Raw genomic sequence first — 18,104 nt, forward strand, 5'->3', positions numbered from 1 at the left:
GAGCGTGGGAACGATCAAACCGCGACGCTGATCGCTTGTTTATCCACCGCCACCAATGTCTCAATCATCGCCCTTGCGGCAGGCGACAACCGAAACCCGGTGCGACTGACAATCCCGCATCGCGCATTCATGCTCTCGACGTTCTGCGGCAAATTGCGCCAGTGCAACAACACCAGCGAACCCTGGGCAATGTCTTCGACAAACGCCTCTTCCGTACCAATGCCAATCGCATTCGACTGCAGCACGATCTTCACCAGCGCCGGAAAGTGCTCGGTCTCGATGGTCGGTGAAAAATCCATCCGTCCACTGAGGTTCGCCAGCAGTTTGCGGATGCCCGGCGGAATCAACGTGGTCGCCAGCGGGTAGTCGAACATGTCGTTGGTCGACAGGCTGTCCTTGACTAACAACGGATGCCCCGGCCGGCAGAAAAACACCCCACGTTTCGGCGTCAAGGCTTGGGTCTGGAAGTTCGGGTCGGCTTCGAAATGACGGATGTCGGCGATGAAGAATTCGATCTCTTCCCGGCTCAACGCGCGGCTGAGTTTTTCCCAGTTATCCACCTGAAAACAGGTGCGCACTTTCGGGTGCGCGTTGATGAATTGCGCCACGGCATCCGGTACTAATTTGACGGCCGGCGCCGGGCCGCAACCGAAGCGTAGTTCGCCGGCATCGAGCTTGGTCATCTGCGTCACTTCGGCATTGAGCAGCGCCGCGCCTTGCACCAGGGTCAGGGCATGTTGCAGCACCACCTGGCCTTCCGGTGTCGGGCGCAAATCCTTGTTGCCACGGTCCACCAACACACAGCCGAACTCTTGCTCCAGCCCTTGAATACTGCGGCTGAACGCTGGTTGAGTGATGCCCATGGCGTCGGCCGCGCGGACAAAACTGCGGTGTTCGTTGAGGGCGATGAAGTAGCGCAACTGGCGAAGATCCATATGCTTTTGCGGCATCCTAAAAATAGCTCGAAGGCATTTGCGACGAAGGTTGCTAGAGGTTTTAAATGCAAGCTCTTATTCCGTCAACGAAGCATGTGAATATCTATTAGACCCAAACAGAATATAGATAGAGCAATGTTTAGTTGCCGTTCAACCGTCAGCAGTCCGATCGAGGGTCTACCCATGAGCAATGCCGCTTTAGCTGTAAAACCCGCTGTTCACGCGCTTGAAATCCATCCGGTGGCCGGTCGGATCGGCGCCGAGATCCGTGGCGTGCAACTCTCCGGTGAGCTGGACGCGAGCACCGTCGAAGCGATCCAGCAGGCGCTGGTCCAGTACAAAGTCGTGTTCTTCCGCGATCAGACCCAGCTCGACGATCAGAGCCAGGAAGCCTTCGCGCATTTGCTCGGCGAACCCGTGGCGCACCCGACCGTACCGGTGCGCGACGGCACCCGTTATCTGCTGGAACTGGACGGCGCTGAGGGCCAGCGCGCGAACTCCTGGCACACCGACGTGACCTTCGTCGACGCTTACCCGAAAGCGTCGATCCTGCGCTCGGTGGTGGCCCCGGCGTTCGGTGGCGACACCTTCTGGGCCAACACCGCCACGGCCTACAACGAATTGGCGCCGGAACTGCGGGAGCTGGCGGATAAACTGACGGCGGTGCACAGCAACGAATACGACTACGCTGGCGCCAAGCCTGACGTGTCGGCGGAGAAGCTGGAGCGCTACCGCAAGATATTTACTTCTACCGTTTACGAGACCGAACACCCAGTGGTTCGCGTGCACCCGATCAGCGGCGAGAAGAGCTTGCTGTTGGGACATTTCGTCAAGCGCATCAAGGGCTATTCCCAGGCGGATTCGGCGCATTTGTTTGGGCTGCTGCAAAGCCATGTCACCCGTTTGGAAAACACCGTGCGCTGGCGCTGGAAGGCCGGTGATGTGGCGATCTGGGACAACCGCTCCACCCAGCATTACGCGGTGGATGATTATGGGACTCAGGATCGAATCGTTCGCCGGGTGACGCTCAAGGGAGAAGTGCCGGTGGGCGTGGCGGGGCAGCGGAGTCAGACCATCAAAGGGATTTGAGGACCAGATCGTTCCCACGCTCCGCGTAGGAATGCATCCCGGGACGCTCCGCGTCCCATCCAGAGCCGAACGCAGAGCGTCCGTTGAGGCATTCCCACGCGGAGCGTGGGAACGATCAGAGGTGGGTTACCACACGCCGATTTGCACTAACTTCTCGGTTTCCGGCTCGCCATAACGAAACCGCTGCCCGCGCAAATCAATTTCCTGATGACTGATCGTCGTGCGCCGCTTCAGCCCGCGCACCCACTCGAACAAATACCCCGCATGCTCTTCACGAACCGCCGCAAACGCCGGATCGGCGCCCAAATCCCGTAACTCCTGCGGGTCCTCCAACAGATCAAACAGCTGCGGTCGAAAGCCGTCATACGCCAGGTATTTCCAGCGCTCGCTGCGGACCATAGTCATGCGGCAGCGGTCGATGGGTTGTTCCAAACGCTCACGGGCCGGGGCCTGGAAGGCGTAGTCGTACTCGCTGATTGCATAGCGGCGCCAGTCGGTTTTCAGACCGTGCAGCAACGGAATCAGCGAGCGTCCTTCTAGCCGGTGTTCAGCGCTTGGTAAACCCAGTGCCTCAAGAAAGGTCGGCAACGCATCAATGGTTTCCACCAGCCGATCATCCACCGATCCCCGGGTGACATCCGCTGCCACACGCGGGTCGCGAACGATCAGCGGAATCCCCACCGCCGGTTCCAGCAAAAATTCTTTTTCCCCCAGGTAATGGTCGCCGAGGAAGTCGCCGTGATCGCTGGTGAACACGATCAGCGTGTCGTCCCATCGTCCATTGCTCTGCAAAAAATCGAACAACCGCCCGAGTTGATCATCAACCTGTTTGATCAATCCCATATAGGTCGGCACCACGTTCAACCGCACCTCATCGCGGGAAAAATTCAGGCTCTCTTCATGCTGCCGAAAGGCGCCGTACACCGGATGATCGCTTTCCTCGCCCACCGCTGCGCGCACCGGTTCAATCACTTGGTCTGCGCCGTACAACGCGTGATACGGCGCCGGGGCGATGTAGGGCCAGTGCGGTTTGATGTACGACAGGTGCAGGCACCACGGCTGCTCGCCTTGCTCACCAATGAAGTCGATGGCGCGGTCGGTGGTATAGACGGTTTCCGAATGCTGCTCGGGAACCCGGGCCGGCAAATGAGCATTGCGCATTTTCCAGCCACTGAGGATTTCACCGTTATCACCCTCGGCCGCATTGGCCCAGTCGTGCCACGGGTTGCGGCCCTCGAAACCGCGCTCACGCAGGTAATGGGTGTAGGGCGCGGACTCGCGTTTGTCGTCGAACAAAGGGTCGTCCGGGAAGATGCCGTCATGGCGAAAGTACGCTTCGAATCCGACCTCGTTCAGCGCTTCGGCTTGCTCGCTGGAAGGATCGATCGCTAACCGTTGCAAGGCGTCAAGATTGGGCGTGGCGTGGGTCTTGCCCACCAACGCAGTGCGGATGCCATGCGGGCGCAAATAATCGCCGATGGTCAGCTCTTCCAGGGGCAGCGGCACTGCGTTCCACGTTACTTGATGGCTGCTGACATAACGGCCGGTGTAGGCCGACATCCGCGATGGTCCGCAGATCGTGCCTTGGGTATAGGCCCGACTAAAGCGCACGCCGGCAGCGGCCAGACGATCGATATTGGGCGTGTGCAAATGCGGGTGGCCGTAGCACGACAGGTAATCGCGGCGCAGTTGATCGCACATGATGTACAGCACGTTGCGCACGGGTTTTTGGGTGTTGGGCATGGGGTTCACCGATCAGAAGACAGGCGAGGGTTTTCGCTGCTGGGGCGGGGTTGAGGCAAGTGCATTTGGGGAATGGTTTTTATGCAGTGATTGCATCGTTGGCCGGATCAGACAGCGAGATTCTCCAGCGAACACACTTCCTCATCCCGCTGATCAATCTCCTTGATCTGCGCAATCATCGCTTCCGCCAACGGCGACAGCCGATACCCGGCGCGGCTGACAATCCCATACCGCGTGTACAGCTCCTCCAGATCATCGGCCAGCCCTTCGATCTTCAAACACACCAGTTCACCCTTGGCGAGGTGCAGCGCATCTGAATAAGCGCCGACAATCCCGATGGCATCCGATCGCATCACCACGCTCAGCAGGCTGTAGCTGTTTTCGCATTCCACATTCGGGGTGAAATCCGGGCGTCCGCTCAAGTCGACGATGACTTTGCGCAGGTTCGGCGGACGGATGCTGACGGCCATTGGAAAACTCATTAATTCCCCCGCGCTGACGCTTTCGCGCCCCGCCAGCGGATGCCCGGCACGGCAGCAAAAATGCCATTTGCGCGGGCGCAGGCGTTGGGTCAGATAGTCCGGGTTGGCTTCGAAATAACGCGTGTCAGCGACGAAGAATTCGAACTCCTCACTCAGCAGCCGCTTGCTCAGGCTCTGCCAATCGTCCACCTGAAACTGCACCCGCGCTTTCGGATAGCGGCCGATGAAACTGCCGATTGCCCGGGGGATCAATCCGGCCGCCGGTGCCGGGCCGCAACCGAAGCGCAATTCGCCGGCCTCCAGGCCATTGAACTGGCTGATCTCGTTGGCCATCTGCTGCGCGCCGCTGACCAGCCGCCGCGCATGTTCAAGCAACACCTGGCCCTGTTTGGTCGGCGCTAGGTCCTTGCGCCCGCGATCCACCAACTGACAGCCGACGCTGTGTTCCAGCGCCTGAATGCTACGGCTGAACGCTGATTGCGAGAGGTTCACCGCCAGCGCACCCGCGACGAAGCTGCGCTGGTCGGCGAGGGCGATGAAGTGTCGGAGTTGGCGCAAATCGATATGCATTTTTCACATAAAAAATATCGGGCGAATGCATTGGATATGCATCAGGTGGACTCCTTATAAAGGCAATCTCTTATGCAGTAAATCTTTGTAAAAACATAAATAAATAACTTAAAAGAATATGCATTGCTGAATGTCACTGCGTGTTTTTTGACCAGGAGCCGCCTCATGAGTCCGTTGAACCTTGCGTTACCCCTTTCGCCCCGACGGCTCAAACGCCTGCCCCTGGCCCTGTTGCTGGCGGGGAGCGCCCAGGCTTATGCGGCTGGCACCACGACGCCCGAAGCGGTCCCCGCCGGCAAGACCACGGCCGACAGTTCGCAACTGGAAACCGTCACCGTCACCACCCGCCGCCGCGAAGAAAGTTCGCAGGACGTGCCGACGCCAATGAGCGTGGTCAGCGGCCAGGCCCTGGAAACCCAGCGGGTCTATCGCATCCAGGATTTGCAGCAACTGGTGCCCAGCGTCAACGTTGCCTACATGCATGCGCGCCAGTCCAGCGTGTCGATCCGCGGCCTCGGTAACAACCCGGCCAGCGATGGCCTGGAAGGCAGCGTCGGGCTCTACATCGACAACGTCTACCTCGGGCGGCCGGGCATGGCGGTGTTCGACCTGATGGACATCGAACAACTCGAAGTCCTGCGTGGGCCGCAAGGCACGTTGTTCGGCAAGAACACCACCGCCGGGGTGATCAACATCAACACTCGTGCGCCGTCGTTTACCCCGGAACGCAGCATTGAAACTTCGGTGGGCGAGGATGGCTACTTCCAGACCAAGGGCACGATTTCCGGGCCGTTGAACGACGAGCTCGCGGGACGGTTTTCCGCGTACCGCACCCGCAGCGACGGCGACATCAAGAACGAATTCAATGGCCACGACTTAAATGGCGGCTCTCGCGATGGCTTCCGTGGGCAGTTGCTGTACAAGCCCAACGAGTCGTTCAACCTGCGCTGGATCGGCGATTACAACGAAGAGGATTCCAGCGCCGGCACCCGCGTGTTGTACAACACCGGGCCGACCATCAACGGCGTCAACCTTTACTCGGCGCGGGCCGCTGCGGCCGGCGCGACGCTGGTCAACGGCTCCCATCGCAAGGTCAACCTGGACAACGATCAACACGTCACGGTGCATCAGGGCGGCACATCGGTGGAGGCCAACTGGACCTTGCCGAGCGACTTCACCCTGACCTCGGTCAGCTCCTATCGCTGGTGGAATTTCACCCCGCGCAACGACGACGGCTTGAACGTGCCGGCGAGCTACAACGCCGGGGTCTCGGTGGAGGATAAGCAGTACTCCCAGGAGTTCCGCCTCGCATCGCCCAAGGGCGAGTTCTTCGATTACGTGCTTGGCGCCTATTACTTCGGCTCGGACCTGGACAACAAATCCTTCTCCTATTACGGCCCACAAGCCGATATCTGGAACGGCACGCCGCGAGGGGCACTGGCCAACGTCAACAGCGTCGGCAACGGTCATATCGAAACCAATAGCTTTGCGTTGTTTGCCCAGGGCACGTGGCACCTCACCCCGCGCCTGGATTTCACCGCTGGGGTGCGTGGCACTTACGAAGAGAAGAACGCCTGGGTAACTCGCGATGCCCCGGTGGGTGGCGCAGCTGTCACCGGCGCGGCGGCGACGGCACGACGCGGCCGCACTGGCGCCTACGATTCCGGCGATTTGAATCAGTACAGTTCCAGTCCTTCCGGCTTGCTGAACTTGAGCTACCGCTTCACCGATGATTTGCTTGGTTACGCGACCCTGTCCCATGGCGAGAAGTCCGGCGGTGTGAACCTGGCAGTCGGCTCCGCACCAACTGCTGGCGCCGACTCACTGCTGATTGGTACCGAGCGCGCCAACAACGCCGAACTCGGTTTCAAAAGCACCCTGTGGGACAAGCGTCTGCAACTCAACGCCAACGTCTTCTGGACCCAGGTCAACGCCTATCAGACCAACGCCTACGACGACGTCAACCGCGTTCAATACCTGACCAACGCCGGCTCCGTGCGCTCACGTGGCGTGGAAGTCGAAAGCACGATCATCCCGTTGCGCGGCCTGACCCTGAACCTCAACGGTTCCTTCAACGACGTCAGCTACCTCTCCTACAAAGATGCCCCGTGCCCGCCGGAAGTCAGCCAGGCGCCGGGTGCTCCGGCGTCGTGCGACCTCAGCGGCCATCAAGTGGTTGGCGCCTCGAAATGGATCGGCAACGCCAATGGTGAATACAAATGGAACCTGAGCAACGGCTTCGAAGAGTACGTCACCGCCAGCTACGCGTTTCGCTCCAAAGCGGTGGGCACGGTCGAGGATTCCGATTACGGGCAGATTCCGAGTTATGCGGTGGTCAACTTATCCACCGGCCTGCGCGACGACTTCAACCAAGGGCAATGGGATGTGTCGCTGTGGCTGAAAAACGCCTTCGACAAGACCTATTACACGACGCTATGGACTGGCGGTAATGGGGGGTATGAAGGTTTGCTCGGAACGCCTCGTACCTTGGGTGTGACCGGTCGCTATGACTTCTAAACCGGCTTAGTTCTTACGGAAGTAATGTTTGAATATTTTGGAATAACTTATGAAAACTTTGCATAGTGGCTATCGCATTTTCGTCGACAAATAAGTGTGTTTCGGCGTGGACAATAATCGAATGTCGAACCATGCTTTGTTTCGTGAGTTTCCAGGAGGAAACTTGCTCTCATCGGAAGACACTTATTTAACCGATAAAGGAAGTCGAACCATGTCGAGCATTAATGGTACTTACGTAAATTCCAATGCTGGCGCCAAACTGGTGATTACCGACGGTAATGATTCCAACGGCACATTCAGTGGCACGTTCAGCCAGGGCGGCGTGAACTACGATGTCAGCTACGGGCACTACCACTTCCAGAACAGCACCGGACAACCTACCACCCTCACGTTCGTCGGCCTGAATGGCAGTAGTGGTTTTCAGGCGTGGTCGTTGTTCTCACCTGATCACAACTATTCAAAAGTTCGTGCGGTAGGTTCGCGTACCAACTTTGATGGTGAAGTAGTCGGGTTGGCTGGCGAGTTCGTCAAGCAATAAATAGTTCTGTGGCAAATAACAGGCTGATGCATTGAACATGCATCAGTCTGTTTTTTTTTTGTGGGCGATATACGTGGTTGTTAGTTGTTTCTCTCGTAAATCGATGCCTTGCGCGAATACTTTCAATGCTTGAAAAGCATCGTTTTACAGGCGTTCCGCTACAAGCCTTGTACGGCGTGGCTTTGGCGGAACTGATCCTTTTTAATATTCGATTAAGATCTATTCATAACCTCAAATATTACTTTAAGAGATAAGTGTCTGGCCCAATGATTGGCCCGTCGATACGCCTCGCGGGGGATTCAAGTGCGGGTGTGTCGAGCTGTTCATGAACAGACCGTAAAAGAGACCGCAGGGAGTTAATCAATGGGCAATGTCCAGACCGCCGCCGGCGCACATGAGGTGCTCTGGCGCCAGGCGCCGAGTGGCGAGTTGGTCGACCTCGGCAGGGTGCACCGTGTGCCGTTGGGCCAGTTGCGTTTGCAGCGGGCGCCCAAGGGCATTCTGAGCCGGCGCGAAACGATCCTGCTCGGTGTGCTGGCGTTGCTGGTGCATGGCGCGGTGATCTATTGGGTCAATCAGCAACCGACCACCGTGCTGCCGATCGTGCCGCCGGAAATTCCGCCGATGACCATCGAGTTCTCGCGCCCGGCACCGCCGGTGGTCGAGCCGCCACCGCCACAACCCGTTCAACCCGTGGTCGAGCCACCGCCGCCCGTGGAAGACGAGTTGGCCGTGAAACCACCGCCACCGAAACCGATTCCTAAACCAAAGCCTGTCGCCAAACCCGTACCGAAACCGGCCCCTAAAGCCGTCGAGCAGCCTCCGGCGCCGCCTCAACCGACAGCGCCAGTCGCGGCTCCAGCGCCACCCGCACCACCGGCGCCCGCGCCAGTGACCCCGGCCTCGGCGAATGCCGCGTACCTGAAAAATCCGGCGCCGGAATACCCGTCCCTGGCCCAGCGTCGCGGTTGGGAAGGCACGGTGTTGTTGCGGGTGCATGTGTTGGCCAACGGCAAGCCAGGCGAAATCCAGATTCAGAAAAGCAGTGGTCGCGATCAGCTCGACGAGGCCGCGCTCAACGCGGTGAAGCGTTGGAGTTTCGTGCCGGCCAAGCAAGGTGATGTTGCCCAGGATGGCTGGGTCAGCGTGCCCATCGATTTCAAGATTCATTAAACCGAAACCAATTTCGCGCGAAACGTTTACACGAGGGAATACATCATGACGTTACTGGCCTCTCCACTTGAATCCATCGAAGGCGCGGTGATCTGGCTGCTGGTGGTTTTTTCCGTTGCCACCTGGGGTTTGGCGTTGCTCAAGGGCGTGCAGTTCGGTCGCCTGAAAGCCCAGGATCGCAAATTTCATAAACAGTTTTGGGCGGCGTCGAGTCTCGATTCGGCGGCCGAATTAAGCGAAACCCAACCCGGCGCGGCGGCGCGTGTGGCCCAGGCCGGTTATGCAGCAATCCAGGTGGGCGAGGCGCCGCAGGCAAATGACTTGAGCCAGGCGATCAATCATCAGGATCGTCTGGAGCGAGCGTTACGTCAGCAAATCGTCCGCGAACGTCGTTCGCTGGAAACCGGGTTGGCGGTGGTCGCGAGTATTGGCAGCACCTCGCCGTTTATTGGCTTGTTCGGCACGGTGTGGGGAATCATGGAAGCGTTGAAAGGCATCAGCGCGGCGGGCTCGGCGAGTCTGGAAACGGTCGCCGGGCCGATTGGTGCGGCACTGGTCGCCACCGGTGTGGGGATTGCCGTCGCGGTGCCGGCGGTGCTGGTTTACAACTACTTTTTGCGTCGGCTGAAACTGACGGCGGCGGACCTGGATGACTTCGCCCATGACTTCTACAGCCTGGCGCAGAAGAGTTCGTTCCGCCTGTTGGTTCACCCGACTTCGCACAAAGTCGTGGCCCAGGGCGGCGCGCAGAAAGTGAAGGAGGCGTCCTGATATGGCCTTCTCCACGCAAGACAGTGATGAGGTGTTGAGCGAAATCAACGTGACGCCGTTGGTAGACGTGATGCTGGTGCTGCTGGTGGTGTTTATCGTCACCGCGCCGCTGCTGACCAACGCGATCCCGATCAACCTGCCCAAGACCGAGGCCATGGCCCCGGTGGAACAGAAGGACCCGCTGGTGGTGAGCATTGATGGCGCCGGCAAGCTGTTTATCAACAAGGACGAAATTGAGCCGGGTTTGCTGGAGTTCAAGCTGCAAGCGGCGAAGGCCAAGGATCCGGAAGTGCGTGTGCAATTGCAGGCCGATGACGGGGTGAATTACGGCGAAGTGGCACGGGCCATGGCCTCGATTGAGCGGGCGGGGATTACCAAGTTGTCGGTGATTACCGCGCGGTAAGTTTTCTACAGTTTTCCGGGGCCGTCTCCTTGGCAGGGTGCGGCCCTTTTTTTATTCCCCGAAAGATGCCGTCAGAGATCGTTCCCACGCTCTGCGTGGGAATGCCTCAATGGACGCTCCGCGTCCGCTTCGGCAGGGACGCGGAGCGTCCCGGGCTGTATTCCCACGCGGAGCATGGGAACGATCAGTATCCGGCTTTATATTCTTTATAGGTCTTAATAAATAGCTTCTTATTCCTTAACGAATATAACTCTCGTCCCTATACTCGATCAGGAACAGACACGCAGCAGGAGAGCTCCCCCATGCGCAACGAATTAATTCGCTACCTGATTGTGCCGGGCTGGCAAGGATCGCCGGAAGATCATTGGCAAAGCCATTGGCAGAACAGTCTGCCGAACAGCGCACGGGTGGAGCAGGCCGACTGGCTGACGCCGCGCCGTGAAGACTGGGTCGCGGCGCTGGCCGAGGCGATTGCAGCCGACAGCACGCCGGTGATCCTGATCGCCCATAGCCTGGGTTGCATCACCGTTGCCCATTGGGCAGCCACCGCGCCATTGCAGTTTTTACGTCAAGTGCGCGGTGCCTTGCTGGTCGCGCCGGCAGACGTCGAGCGTCCGGCTTGCTCGCCAGCCTTGCGTAATTTCGCACCGATTCCGACCACCCTGTTGCCGTTCCCGAGCCAAGTCGTCAGCTCCGACAACGACAGTGCCGTCAGTGCGCCGCGAGCGATGGAGCTGGCCCGCAACTGGGGCGCCGAGGCGGGGATTCTGGCGGGTGCCGGGCATATCAACGTCAAGTCCGGTCATCAGCGCTGGGAGCAGGGTTTTGCCTATCTCTATCGCCTGCAAAACCGCATGGAACATCACGCCCGGCGCCGTGCCTGAGTTTTTTATTTTTTAAACGCCTCCGTCTCCCGACGGTTTTGGGCGGGAGTCTGCCATGAGTTTTGAAGCCTTCGGTCAGCCACTGCTGACCTTCCCCGACGCCGAAAAAAGCCCCCTGAGCATCCGCGCCAAAGCGCTGGTGTTCGTCGATCCGCGCTCGCGGCAGTTGCGCCAGGAATTGGAGCAATTGGCTCCACGCGCCATTTCCGTATTGATTCGCGGTGAAACCGGCAGCGGCAAGGAGTTGCTGGCGCGGCACATCCATCGTGCCAGTGATCGTGGCGGGCTATTCGTCTCGGTCAATTGCGGCGCGATCAGCCCGACCTACGCCGATGCCGAACTGTTCGGTTATGCCGCCGGCAGCTACACCGGCTCGGCCAGCAGCCGTGCGGGCTGGTTTGGTTCGGCCAATGGCGGGACGCTGTACCTGGATGAGATCGGCGACTTGCCGTTGCCGATCCAGATCAAACTGCTCGCCGCCCTGGAAAACCACGAAGTCACCCGCGTCGGCGCTCATCAGCCGAGCCCGGTGGACGTGCGCCTGGTCGCCGCCACCAGCATCGACCTGGCCCAAGCCGTGGCGGCGGGGAAATTCCACGAACGGCTGTATCACTACCTCAGCGAAGGTCAGCTCGAATTGCCGGCGTTGCGTGAGCGGGTGGGCGACATCTTGTCCCTGGCTGAATACTTTCTGGGTATCTACAGCCAGCGCCTGGACCTGCCGGTGCCGTTGATCAGCGAGGCTGCGCAGCATCTGTTGGAGGCCCATAGCTGGCCGGGCAACACCCGAGAGCTGGAGAACGTCATTCACTTTGCGCTGCTGGTCAGCACCGGTGATGAGATCTTGCCCGAGCATTTAAATCTGCCCGAGGCATCCCCTTCATTGGTGCAGATCGAGCGACAACTCAAACAGATCCTAGCCAGTGGCTCCGCCGCCGATCAAGCCGCCCTGAAACAACTCCTCAAAAACACCGCACTCCCGTAGGAGCAAAGCTTGCTCGCGAACCCAGGCGACGCGGTGTTTCAGGAAGGACGCCTTCGCGGGCAAGTCTCGCCCCTACGGGGATGTGCGGATTAGAGCGGGCGGTGGTTGTATGAACAAAATGGAATATCAAAGTGAATAAAAGATATTGTTCGGGAATAAAAAATCCCGGTATTGTCCGCTTCACGCCAGCGATAGCACTTCACTGGCACTCGTACTAATAGCCGTCGCCACGAGCGACCGTGATTCCCGATAAGGACACTGCATGAAAAAGGTTCTGTTGTTCACCGCATTGGCGGCTGCCCTGACTGCGGGCCTGGCCCAGGCTGGCGAGAAACTGGTGGTTGCGGCGACCCCGGTCCCACACGCCGAGATTCTTGAATTGATCAAGCCGACCCTCGCCAAAGAAGGTGTGGATCTGGAAATCAAAGTCTTCACCGACTACGTTCAGCCGAACGTGCAGGTCGATCAGAAGCGTCTGGACGCCAACTACTTCCAGACCCTGCCGTACCTGAAAAGCTTCAACGAAGGCAAAGGCACCAACCTTGTGACCGTGATCGGTGTGCACGTCGAACCGTTTGGCGGCTACTCGAAGAAAGTCAAAAGCCTGTCTGAGCTGAAAGACGGCGCAACCATCGCTATCCCTAACGAAGGCAGCAACAGCGGCCGTGCCCTGATCCTGTTGCAGAAGGCTGGCCTGATCGAGTTGAAAGACCCGAAAAACGCCCTGGCCACCCCGAAAGACATCGCCAAAAACCCGCACAACTTCAAGTTCAAGGAACTGGAATCGGCCATGCTGCCGCGTGTGCTGGACCAGGTCGACCTGGACATGATCAACACCAACTACGCGCTGGAAGCAGGCCTGAACCCGGCTAAAGACGCGCTGGTAATCGAAGGTGCAGATTCGCCTTACGTGAACTTCCTCGTGGCTCGTCCGGACAACAAGGACAGCGATGCCATCCAGAAACTGGCCAAAGCCTTGACCAGCCCGGAAGTGAAAGCATTCATCGCGAAGAAGTACAACGGCGCGGTACTGCCGGCGTTCTGATTCGACGCAACAACAAACCCCTTCAAGGTTTCAACGCCGACGGCTGGTATTAGCGTCGGCGTTTTTGTATGTGCATTGATCGTTCCCACGCTCTGCGTGGGAATGCAGCCCGTGACGCTCCGCGTCACTGGACGCGGAGCGTCCCTTGAGGCATTCCCAAGCGGAGCGTGGGAACGATCATCTCAGGCCACCCTGGCCTTCAACGCTCTGCGCAACGCCACCAACAACTTCACAATGTCCTGCGGATCCAGCCGCTGCGGTGCTTTTACGTCAGCCATTTTTCTCTTCCTTGTGATGGTTTGGCCGAGAGTCTGGCCAAAAGCTGTGCGTCCTTGGAGGGGCTTTTTGAAAAAAAGATCCTTCCTACAGCGAAAAGGAAAATAGCCGTCTTCCGTTGGCGCCGCAAATCCACGGGATAGTTTTTTGCGTGATATCAATATGCTTTAACGGTATTTAAATTCTTATTTTTATACCTTTAAAGTCGGTGCCTGCCGGGCGGTTATCCACCGCCCATGGACTGCACCACCGTCGCTTACCGAGCGACGTTCAGGATGTTCAATGACCTTCGATTACGCATTTATCCTCAGCACCCTGCCGGCGTTTCTCAAAGCCGTGGGCGTGACGCTGCAGGTCGGCTTCATTGCCATCGGCACCTCGCTGCTGGTGGCGCTAATCAACGCGACGATTCTGGTGTTCCGCACGCCTTACTTGCAGCGCCTGGTCGGGCTGTACGTGGAACTGGCGCGCAACACGCCTTTGTTGATTCAGCTGTTCTTCGTCTACTTCGCCCTGCCGGCGCTGGGCATCAGCGTTTCCGGTTTTACCGCGGCGATCATCACCATGACTTTCCTCGGCGGCGCCTACCTCACCGAAGTGCTGCGCGCTGGTGTGGATGCGGTGCCGCAAGCACAACTCGAATCCGGCCGCTCCATTGGCCTGTCCCACGGGCAATTGCTGCGCTATGTGATCCTGCCGCAAGCCGGGATCCTCAGCCTGCCGTCGCTGTTTGCCAATTTCATTTTCCTGCTCAAGGAAACCACCGTGGTCTCGGCGGTGGCGGTGCCAGAGATTCTCTACACCACCAAAAGCTACATCGCGCTCTACTACAAAACCTACGAAATGCTCGCCGTGCTGACGTTGATTTGCGTGCTGCTGTTCTTGCCGCTATCGCTGTTGCTCAGCCGTCTGGAAAGGAGGCTCCAGCATGGCCAGTTCGGGTCTTGAGTTGCTCTGGGTGTCGTTGCCGCAACTGGGCAAAGGCGCGGCGCAGACGTTGTCGATTTCCTTCCTGAGCATCGCCATCAGCACCGTTGGCGGCGTGCTCTACGGCGTGTTGCGCACGCTGAATTCGAAATGGCTGAACGCAATCCTGCGGGTCTACCTGGAACTGTTCCGGGCGATCCCGGTGCTGGTCTGGCTCTACCTGCTGTTTTTCGGCCTGCCGATTTTCTTCGGCGTGAGCATCCCGAGTTTCTGGTGCGCGGTGCTGGTGCTGTCGCTGTGGGGCGCCAGCGAGGTCGGCGAAGTGGTGCGTGGCGCGTTGCTGTCGTTGCCTCGCGGCCAGCGTGAGGCGGGGCTGTCGATTGGTCTGGACGGTCCGCAACTCTATGGCTACGTACTGCTGCCGCAAGCGCTGAAACGCATGACGCCGCCGACCATCAACGTCTACACGCGAATCATCAAGACCAGCTCCCTGGCGGTGCTGATCGGTGTGGTGGACGTGATCAAGGTCGGCCAGCAGATCATCGAGCGCACTTACGAGTCGGTGCTGATCTACGGCGCACTGTTCCTGTTTTTCTTTTTCATCTGCTACCCGCTCTCGGCCGCCTCGCGCGTGCTGGAGCGGCGCTGGACGCAAGCATGAGCGCATTGATCGAGTTCAAGGGTTTCAACAAGTTTTTTGGTGAGCAACAGGTGCTCAACGAGATCGACCTGCAAGTGAAACCGGGTGAAGTGATCGTCATCCTCGGCCCCAGCGGTTGCGGCAAAAGTACCTTGCTGCGCTGCCTCAACGGCCTGGAAGTCGCCCACAGCGGCAGCTTGAAATTCAATGGTCGCGAGTTGCTGGACAAGGGCACCGACTGGCGCGATGTGCGGCAGCAGATCGGCATGGTGTTCCAGAGTTATCACCTGTTCCCGCACATGAACGTGCTCGACAACTTGCTGCTCGGCCCGGTCAAAGTGCAAAAGCGTGATCGCCGCGACGCTCGCGCCCAGGCCGAAGCGTTGCTCGAACGCGTGGGCCTGCTGGACAAGCGCGACGCCTTTCCGCGCCAGCTCTCCGGTGGCCAGCAGCAACGTATCGCCATCGTTCGTTCGCTGTGCATGAACCCCAAGGTCATGTTGTTCGATGAAGTCACCGCCGCCCTCGACCCGGAAATGGTCAAGGAAGTACTGGAAGTGATTCAGGGCCTGGCCCGCGAAGGCATGACCCTGCTGATCGTCACCCACGAAATGGCCTTCGCCCGCGCGGTGGCCGACCGCATCGTGTTCATGGATGCCGGGCGCATCCTCGAACAAAACCCTCCCGAGCTTTTCTTTACGAACCCGCAAACCGCACGAGCGCAGCAGTTCCTGGAGAAATTCTCCTACGTCGAAGCCCTGCCCAAAAAGACTCAATCAAAGGAACTGGAACTGCTATGAAAACTGCCAAGTCTTCACTCTTGCTACTGCCGCTGCTCGGCCTGGCGTTGTTGGCCGGCTGCAACAAATCCGAAGAAACGCCAAAGCCAAAAGTCGCCAGCGAAAGTACCGCGCCGGCCAGCTACCTGGACAAAATCAAGGCCCGGGACAAGCTGATCGTTGGGGTCTTCACCGACAAGCCGCCGTTCGGTTTCGTCGATGAAGCAGGGCGCTACGTCGGTTTCGATACTGACATTGGCCGTCAATTCGCCAAGGATCTGCTTGGCGATGAAAACAAAGTCGAATTCGTCGCCGTGGAACCGGCCAGCCGTATTCCGTTCCTGCAAAGCGACAAGGTTGACCTGATCCTGGCCAACATGACCGTCACCCCGGAGCGCAAGGAAGCGGTGGAATTCACCAACCCGAACCTCAAGGTCGCGGTGCAGGCCCTCGTGCCGCAGGGCAGCTCGGTGAAAAACCTCGATGACCTGGCGACCCGCACCACCATCGTCACCACCGGTACTACCGCCGATATCTGGCTGACCAAGAATCATCCGGACTGGAAACTGCTGAAGTTCGAGAAAAACTCCGAGTCCCTGCAAGCCTTGGCCAATGGGCGTGGCGATGCCTATGCGCAGGACAATCTGGTGCTGTTCAGCTGGGCCAAGCAAAACCCTGGCTACCGCGTGTTGGCCCAGACCCTGGGCGCCGAAGCACCGATTGCACCAGCGGTGAAGAAGGGCAATATCGAACTGCGTGATTGGGTGAATACCGAGTTGGCGAAGCTGGGTGAAGAGAAGTATCTGCTCAAACTGTACGACCAGTACGTGCGTAAAGAACTGAGCGATGACACCCAGCCTGAGAGCGTGATTGTCGAGGGTGGGAAGTGGCAGGGGTGATTCTCTGACCTGATCGTTCCCACGCTCCGCGTGGGAATGCAGCCCGGGACGCTCCGCGTCCCATTGGAACGCAGAGCGTCCCTTGAGGCATTCCCACGCAGAGCGTGGGAACGATCGGTGCGCCTCAATCCGGCCAATTCCACGCCGGCTCATCCAGCACCCGCTGCCCGACTATCCCGGTCTGGCCCAAGGTCTTCTCCAGCACAATGCAATTGCACTCCAGGTCTTCCTGTAACGCCGAGATCAACCGTCGGGCATGGGACACCACCCACACCTGACACTGTTCGGACGCGCGGATAATCAAGCGCGCCAACGCCGGCAGCAGGTCCGGATGCAGGCTGGTTTCCGGTTCGTTCAGCACCATCAGCGTCGGCGGTCGAGGTGTCAGCAGCGCCGCGACCAATAGCAAATAACGCAGCGTGCCGTCCGACAGTTCTGCCGCCGACAACGGTCGCAATAAACCTTCCTGATAAAACTCGATGGCGAAGCGTCCACCGGGCAGCGGTTCGATGTGCAGTCTCGCGCCGGGAAAGGCGTCGCTGATCGCTGCCCGCAGTGCCTCGGGGTCACCGATTTCGATGATGGTCTGCAAGGCTGCCGCCAAGTCGCGACCGTCGTGGTGCAACACCGGCGTGCGGGTGCCGAGCTGCGGTTGGCGCACCGGGGCATCGGCATCACTGCGAAAGTGATCGTAGAAGCGCCAGCGACGGATAAACTCGCGCATCTCCAGAACCTCCGGCGAAGTGCGCAAGCTGCCGACCTGATCGAATAGGCTGTCAAAGTTCGGCGTGTGCTGGGCCAGCACGTCCCAGCTACGGTTGGCTCGGGCGCGAATCATCGGCCCATCGCGATCTATCAGCAGGCTCGCTGGACGATAGAACGGCCCGGCCCAGACGCATTCGCGCTTGATTTGCGGGTCGAGGCTGAAACGTGACGGAATGGGTGAGCTGTGCTCGGGCAGCATGAAGTGGCCGTTGGATTCGGGCAGCCCGAGGCTGATCGAGTAACCGAAGTCTTCACCGGCAAATCCCAGGCGCAAGCGCTTTGCACCGTGTCGAACAGTCGCCTCGACTGGCACTTCACCGTTACGCATACGCCGGCTGATGTTCTCCGGCCCGGCCCAGAACGTCGAATCCAGCCCGCCCTCACGGGCCAGCGCATTGACCACGCCACCCTGGGCGGTTTCCGCCAACAAACGCAGCGCACGGTAGAGGTTGGACTTGCCGCTGCCGTTGGGGCCGGTGATCAGGTTCAACCGACCCAGCGGGATCACCAATTTGTTGATCGAGCGGTAATTGGCCACCGCGAGTGTTTTGAGCATAAGAGCTTCCTGCTGCATAGGCGGCCAGTTTGCCTTATTGTCGGGAACACCGTGACCTGTAGCAGCTGGCGAAGCCTGCGTTCGGCTGCGAAGCAGTCGTCAAACCTGAGTACTCAGTCTGCCTGAT

At 59.1% G+C, this 18,104-nt stretch carries 17 protein-coding genes; 13 read left to right on the forward strand and 4 right to left on the reverse strand.

What is annotated here, in order from left to right; genetic code table 11:
- Positions 1–14: 14 nt before the first annotated feature.
- On the reverse strand, positions 15–935 hold the full coding sequence (locus ACA071_RS01050; RefSeq protein ID WP_497642763.1) for a LysR family transcriptional regulator: 921 nt from the start codon (positions 933–935) through the stop codon (positions 15–17).
- A 183-nt stretch (positions 936–1,118) separates the two neighbouring features.
- Between ACA071_RS01050 and ACA071_RS01055 the strand changes: the two genes are divergently transcribed.
- On the forward strand, positions 1,119–2,024 hold the full coding sequence (locus ACA071_RS01055) for a TauD/TfdA dioxygenase family protein (protein WP_497642764.1): 906 nt from the start codon (positions 1,119–1,121) through the stop codon (positions 2,022–2,024).
- A gap of 126 nt (positions 2,025–2,150) precedes the next feature.
- On the opposite strand, the gene ACA071_RS01060 is transcribed toward ACA071_RS01055, so the two are convergent.
- Positions 2,151–3,767: an alkaline phosphatase family protein gene (locus ACA071_RS01060; protein ID WP_497642765.1), complete on the reverse strand. Its 1,617-nt coding sequence runs from the start codon at positions 3,765–3,767 to the stop codon at positions 2,151–2,153.
- A 107-nt stretch (positions 3,768–3,874) separates the two neighbouring features.
- On the reverse strand, positions 3,875–4,819 hold the full coding sequence (locus ACA071_RS01065; protein ID WP_497642766.1) for a LysR family transcriptional regulator: 945 nt from the start codon (positions 4,817–4,819) through the stop codon (positions 3,875–3,877).
- Between the two features lie 165 nt (positions 4,820–4,984).
- On the opposite strand from ACA071_RS01065, the gene ACA071_RS01070 reads away from it, so the two are divergent.
- From ACA071_RS01070 to ACA071_RS01125, 12 genes are all read left to right on the forward strand, one after another.
- Complete coding sequence (locus ACA071_RS01070; RefSeq protein WP_497642767.1) at positions 4,985–7,336, forward strand: TonB-dependent receptor; 2,352 nt, start codon at positions 4,985–4,987, stop codon at positions 7,334–7,336.
- A 211-nt stretch (positions 7,337–7,547) separates the two neighbouring features.
- Entirely contained in the window at positions 7,548–7,874 is a 327-nt protein-coding gene (locus ACA071_RS01075) for a hypothetical protein (RefSeq protein WP_497642768.1), read from the forward strand.
- 363 nt (positions 7,875–8,237) lie between these two features.
- Positions 8,238–9,047, forward strand: coding sequence for an energy transducer TonB (locus tag ACA071_RS01080; RefSeq protein WP_497642769.1), 810 nt, complete (start codon positions 8,238–8,240; stop codon positions 9,045–9,047).
- A gap of 45 nt (positions 9,048–9,092) precedes the next feature.
- On the forward strand, positions 9,093–9,818 hold the full coding sequence (locus tag ACA071_RS01085; protein ID WP_497642771.1) for a MotA/TolQ/ExbB proton channel family protein: 726 nt from the start codon (positions 9,093–9,095) through the stop codon (positions 9,816–9,818).
- Between the two features lies 1 nt (position 9,819).
- Positions 9,820–10,221, forward strand: a complete 402-nt coding sequence (locus tag ACA071_RS01090; protein ID WP_497642773.1) for an ExbD/TolR family protein — start codon at positions 9,820–9,822, stop codon at positions 10,219–10,221.
- A gap of 302 nt (positions 10,222–10,523) precedes the next feature.
- The gene (locus ACA071_RS01095; protein ID WP_497642774.1) at positions 10,524–11,105 is read left to right on the forward strand and encodes an alpha/beta hydrolase; all 582 of its coding nucleotides are present in this window, start codon (positions 10,524–10,526) and stop codon (positions 11,103–11,105) included.
- Between the two features lie 55 nt (positions 11,106–11,160).
- Positions 11,161–12,090 (forward strand): sigma 54-interacting transcriptional regulator, encoded by a 930-nt coding sequence (locus ACA071_RS01100; RefSeq protein ID WP_497642776.1) that lies wholly within the window; start codon positions 11,161–11,163, stop codon positions 12,088–12,090.
- Positions 12,091–12,352: 262 nt separating this feature from the next.
- Positions 12,353–13,135 carry a MetQ/NlpA family ABC transporter substrate-binding protein gene (locus ACA071_RS01105; RefSeq protein WP_497642777.1) on the forward strand — a complete coding sequence of 261 codons (783 nt, stop codon included), beginning with the start codon at positions 12,353–12,355 and terminating at the stop codon, positions 13,133–13,135.
- 558 nt (positions 13,136–13,693) lie between these two features.
- A complete protein-coding gene (locus tag ACA071_RS01110) occupies positions 13,694–14,359 on the forward strand; it encodes an amino acid ABC transporter permease (RefSeq protein WP_497642779.1) in 666 nt (221 codons plus the stop codon).
- Complete coding sequence (locus ACA071_RS01115; RefSeq protein WP_497642781.1) at positions 14,340–14,999, forward strand: amino acid ABC transporter permease; 660 nt, start codon at positions 14,340–14,342, stop codon at positions 14,997–14,999. The genes ACA071_RS01110 and ACA071_RS01115 overlap by 20 nt, the downstream gene beginning before the upstream one ends.
- Entirely contained in the window at positions 14,996–15,778 is a 783-nt protein-coding gene (locus ACA071_RS01120) for an amino acid ABC transporter ATP-binding protein (RefSeq protein WP_497642782.1), read from the forward strand. Before ACA071_RS01115 ends, ACA071_RS01120 begins: the two co-directional genes overlap by 4 nt.
- On the forward strand, positions 15,775–16,656 hold the full coding sequence (locus ACA071_RS01125; protein ID WP_497642783.1) for a transporter substrate-binding domain-containing protein: 882 nt from the start codon (positions 15,775–15,777) through the stop codon (positions 16,654–16,656). The genes ACA071_RS01120 and ACA071_RS01125 overlap by 4 nt, the downstream gene beginning before the upstream one ends.
- A 124-nt stretch (positions 16,657–16,780) precedes the next feature.
- Here the strand turns inward: ACA071_RS01125 and ACA071_RS01130 are convergent, their stop codons facing one another.
- On the reverse strand, positions 16,781–17,977 hold the full coding sequence (locus ACA071_RS01130) for an AAA family ATPase (RefSeq protein ID WP_497642784.1): 1,197 nt from the start codon (positions 17,975–17,977) through the stop codon (positions 16,781–16,783).
- Positions 17,978–18,104 lie beyond the last annotated feature (127 nt).

It is taken from the genome of Pseudomonas sp. LBUM1646, assembly GCF_059716165.1.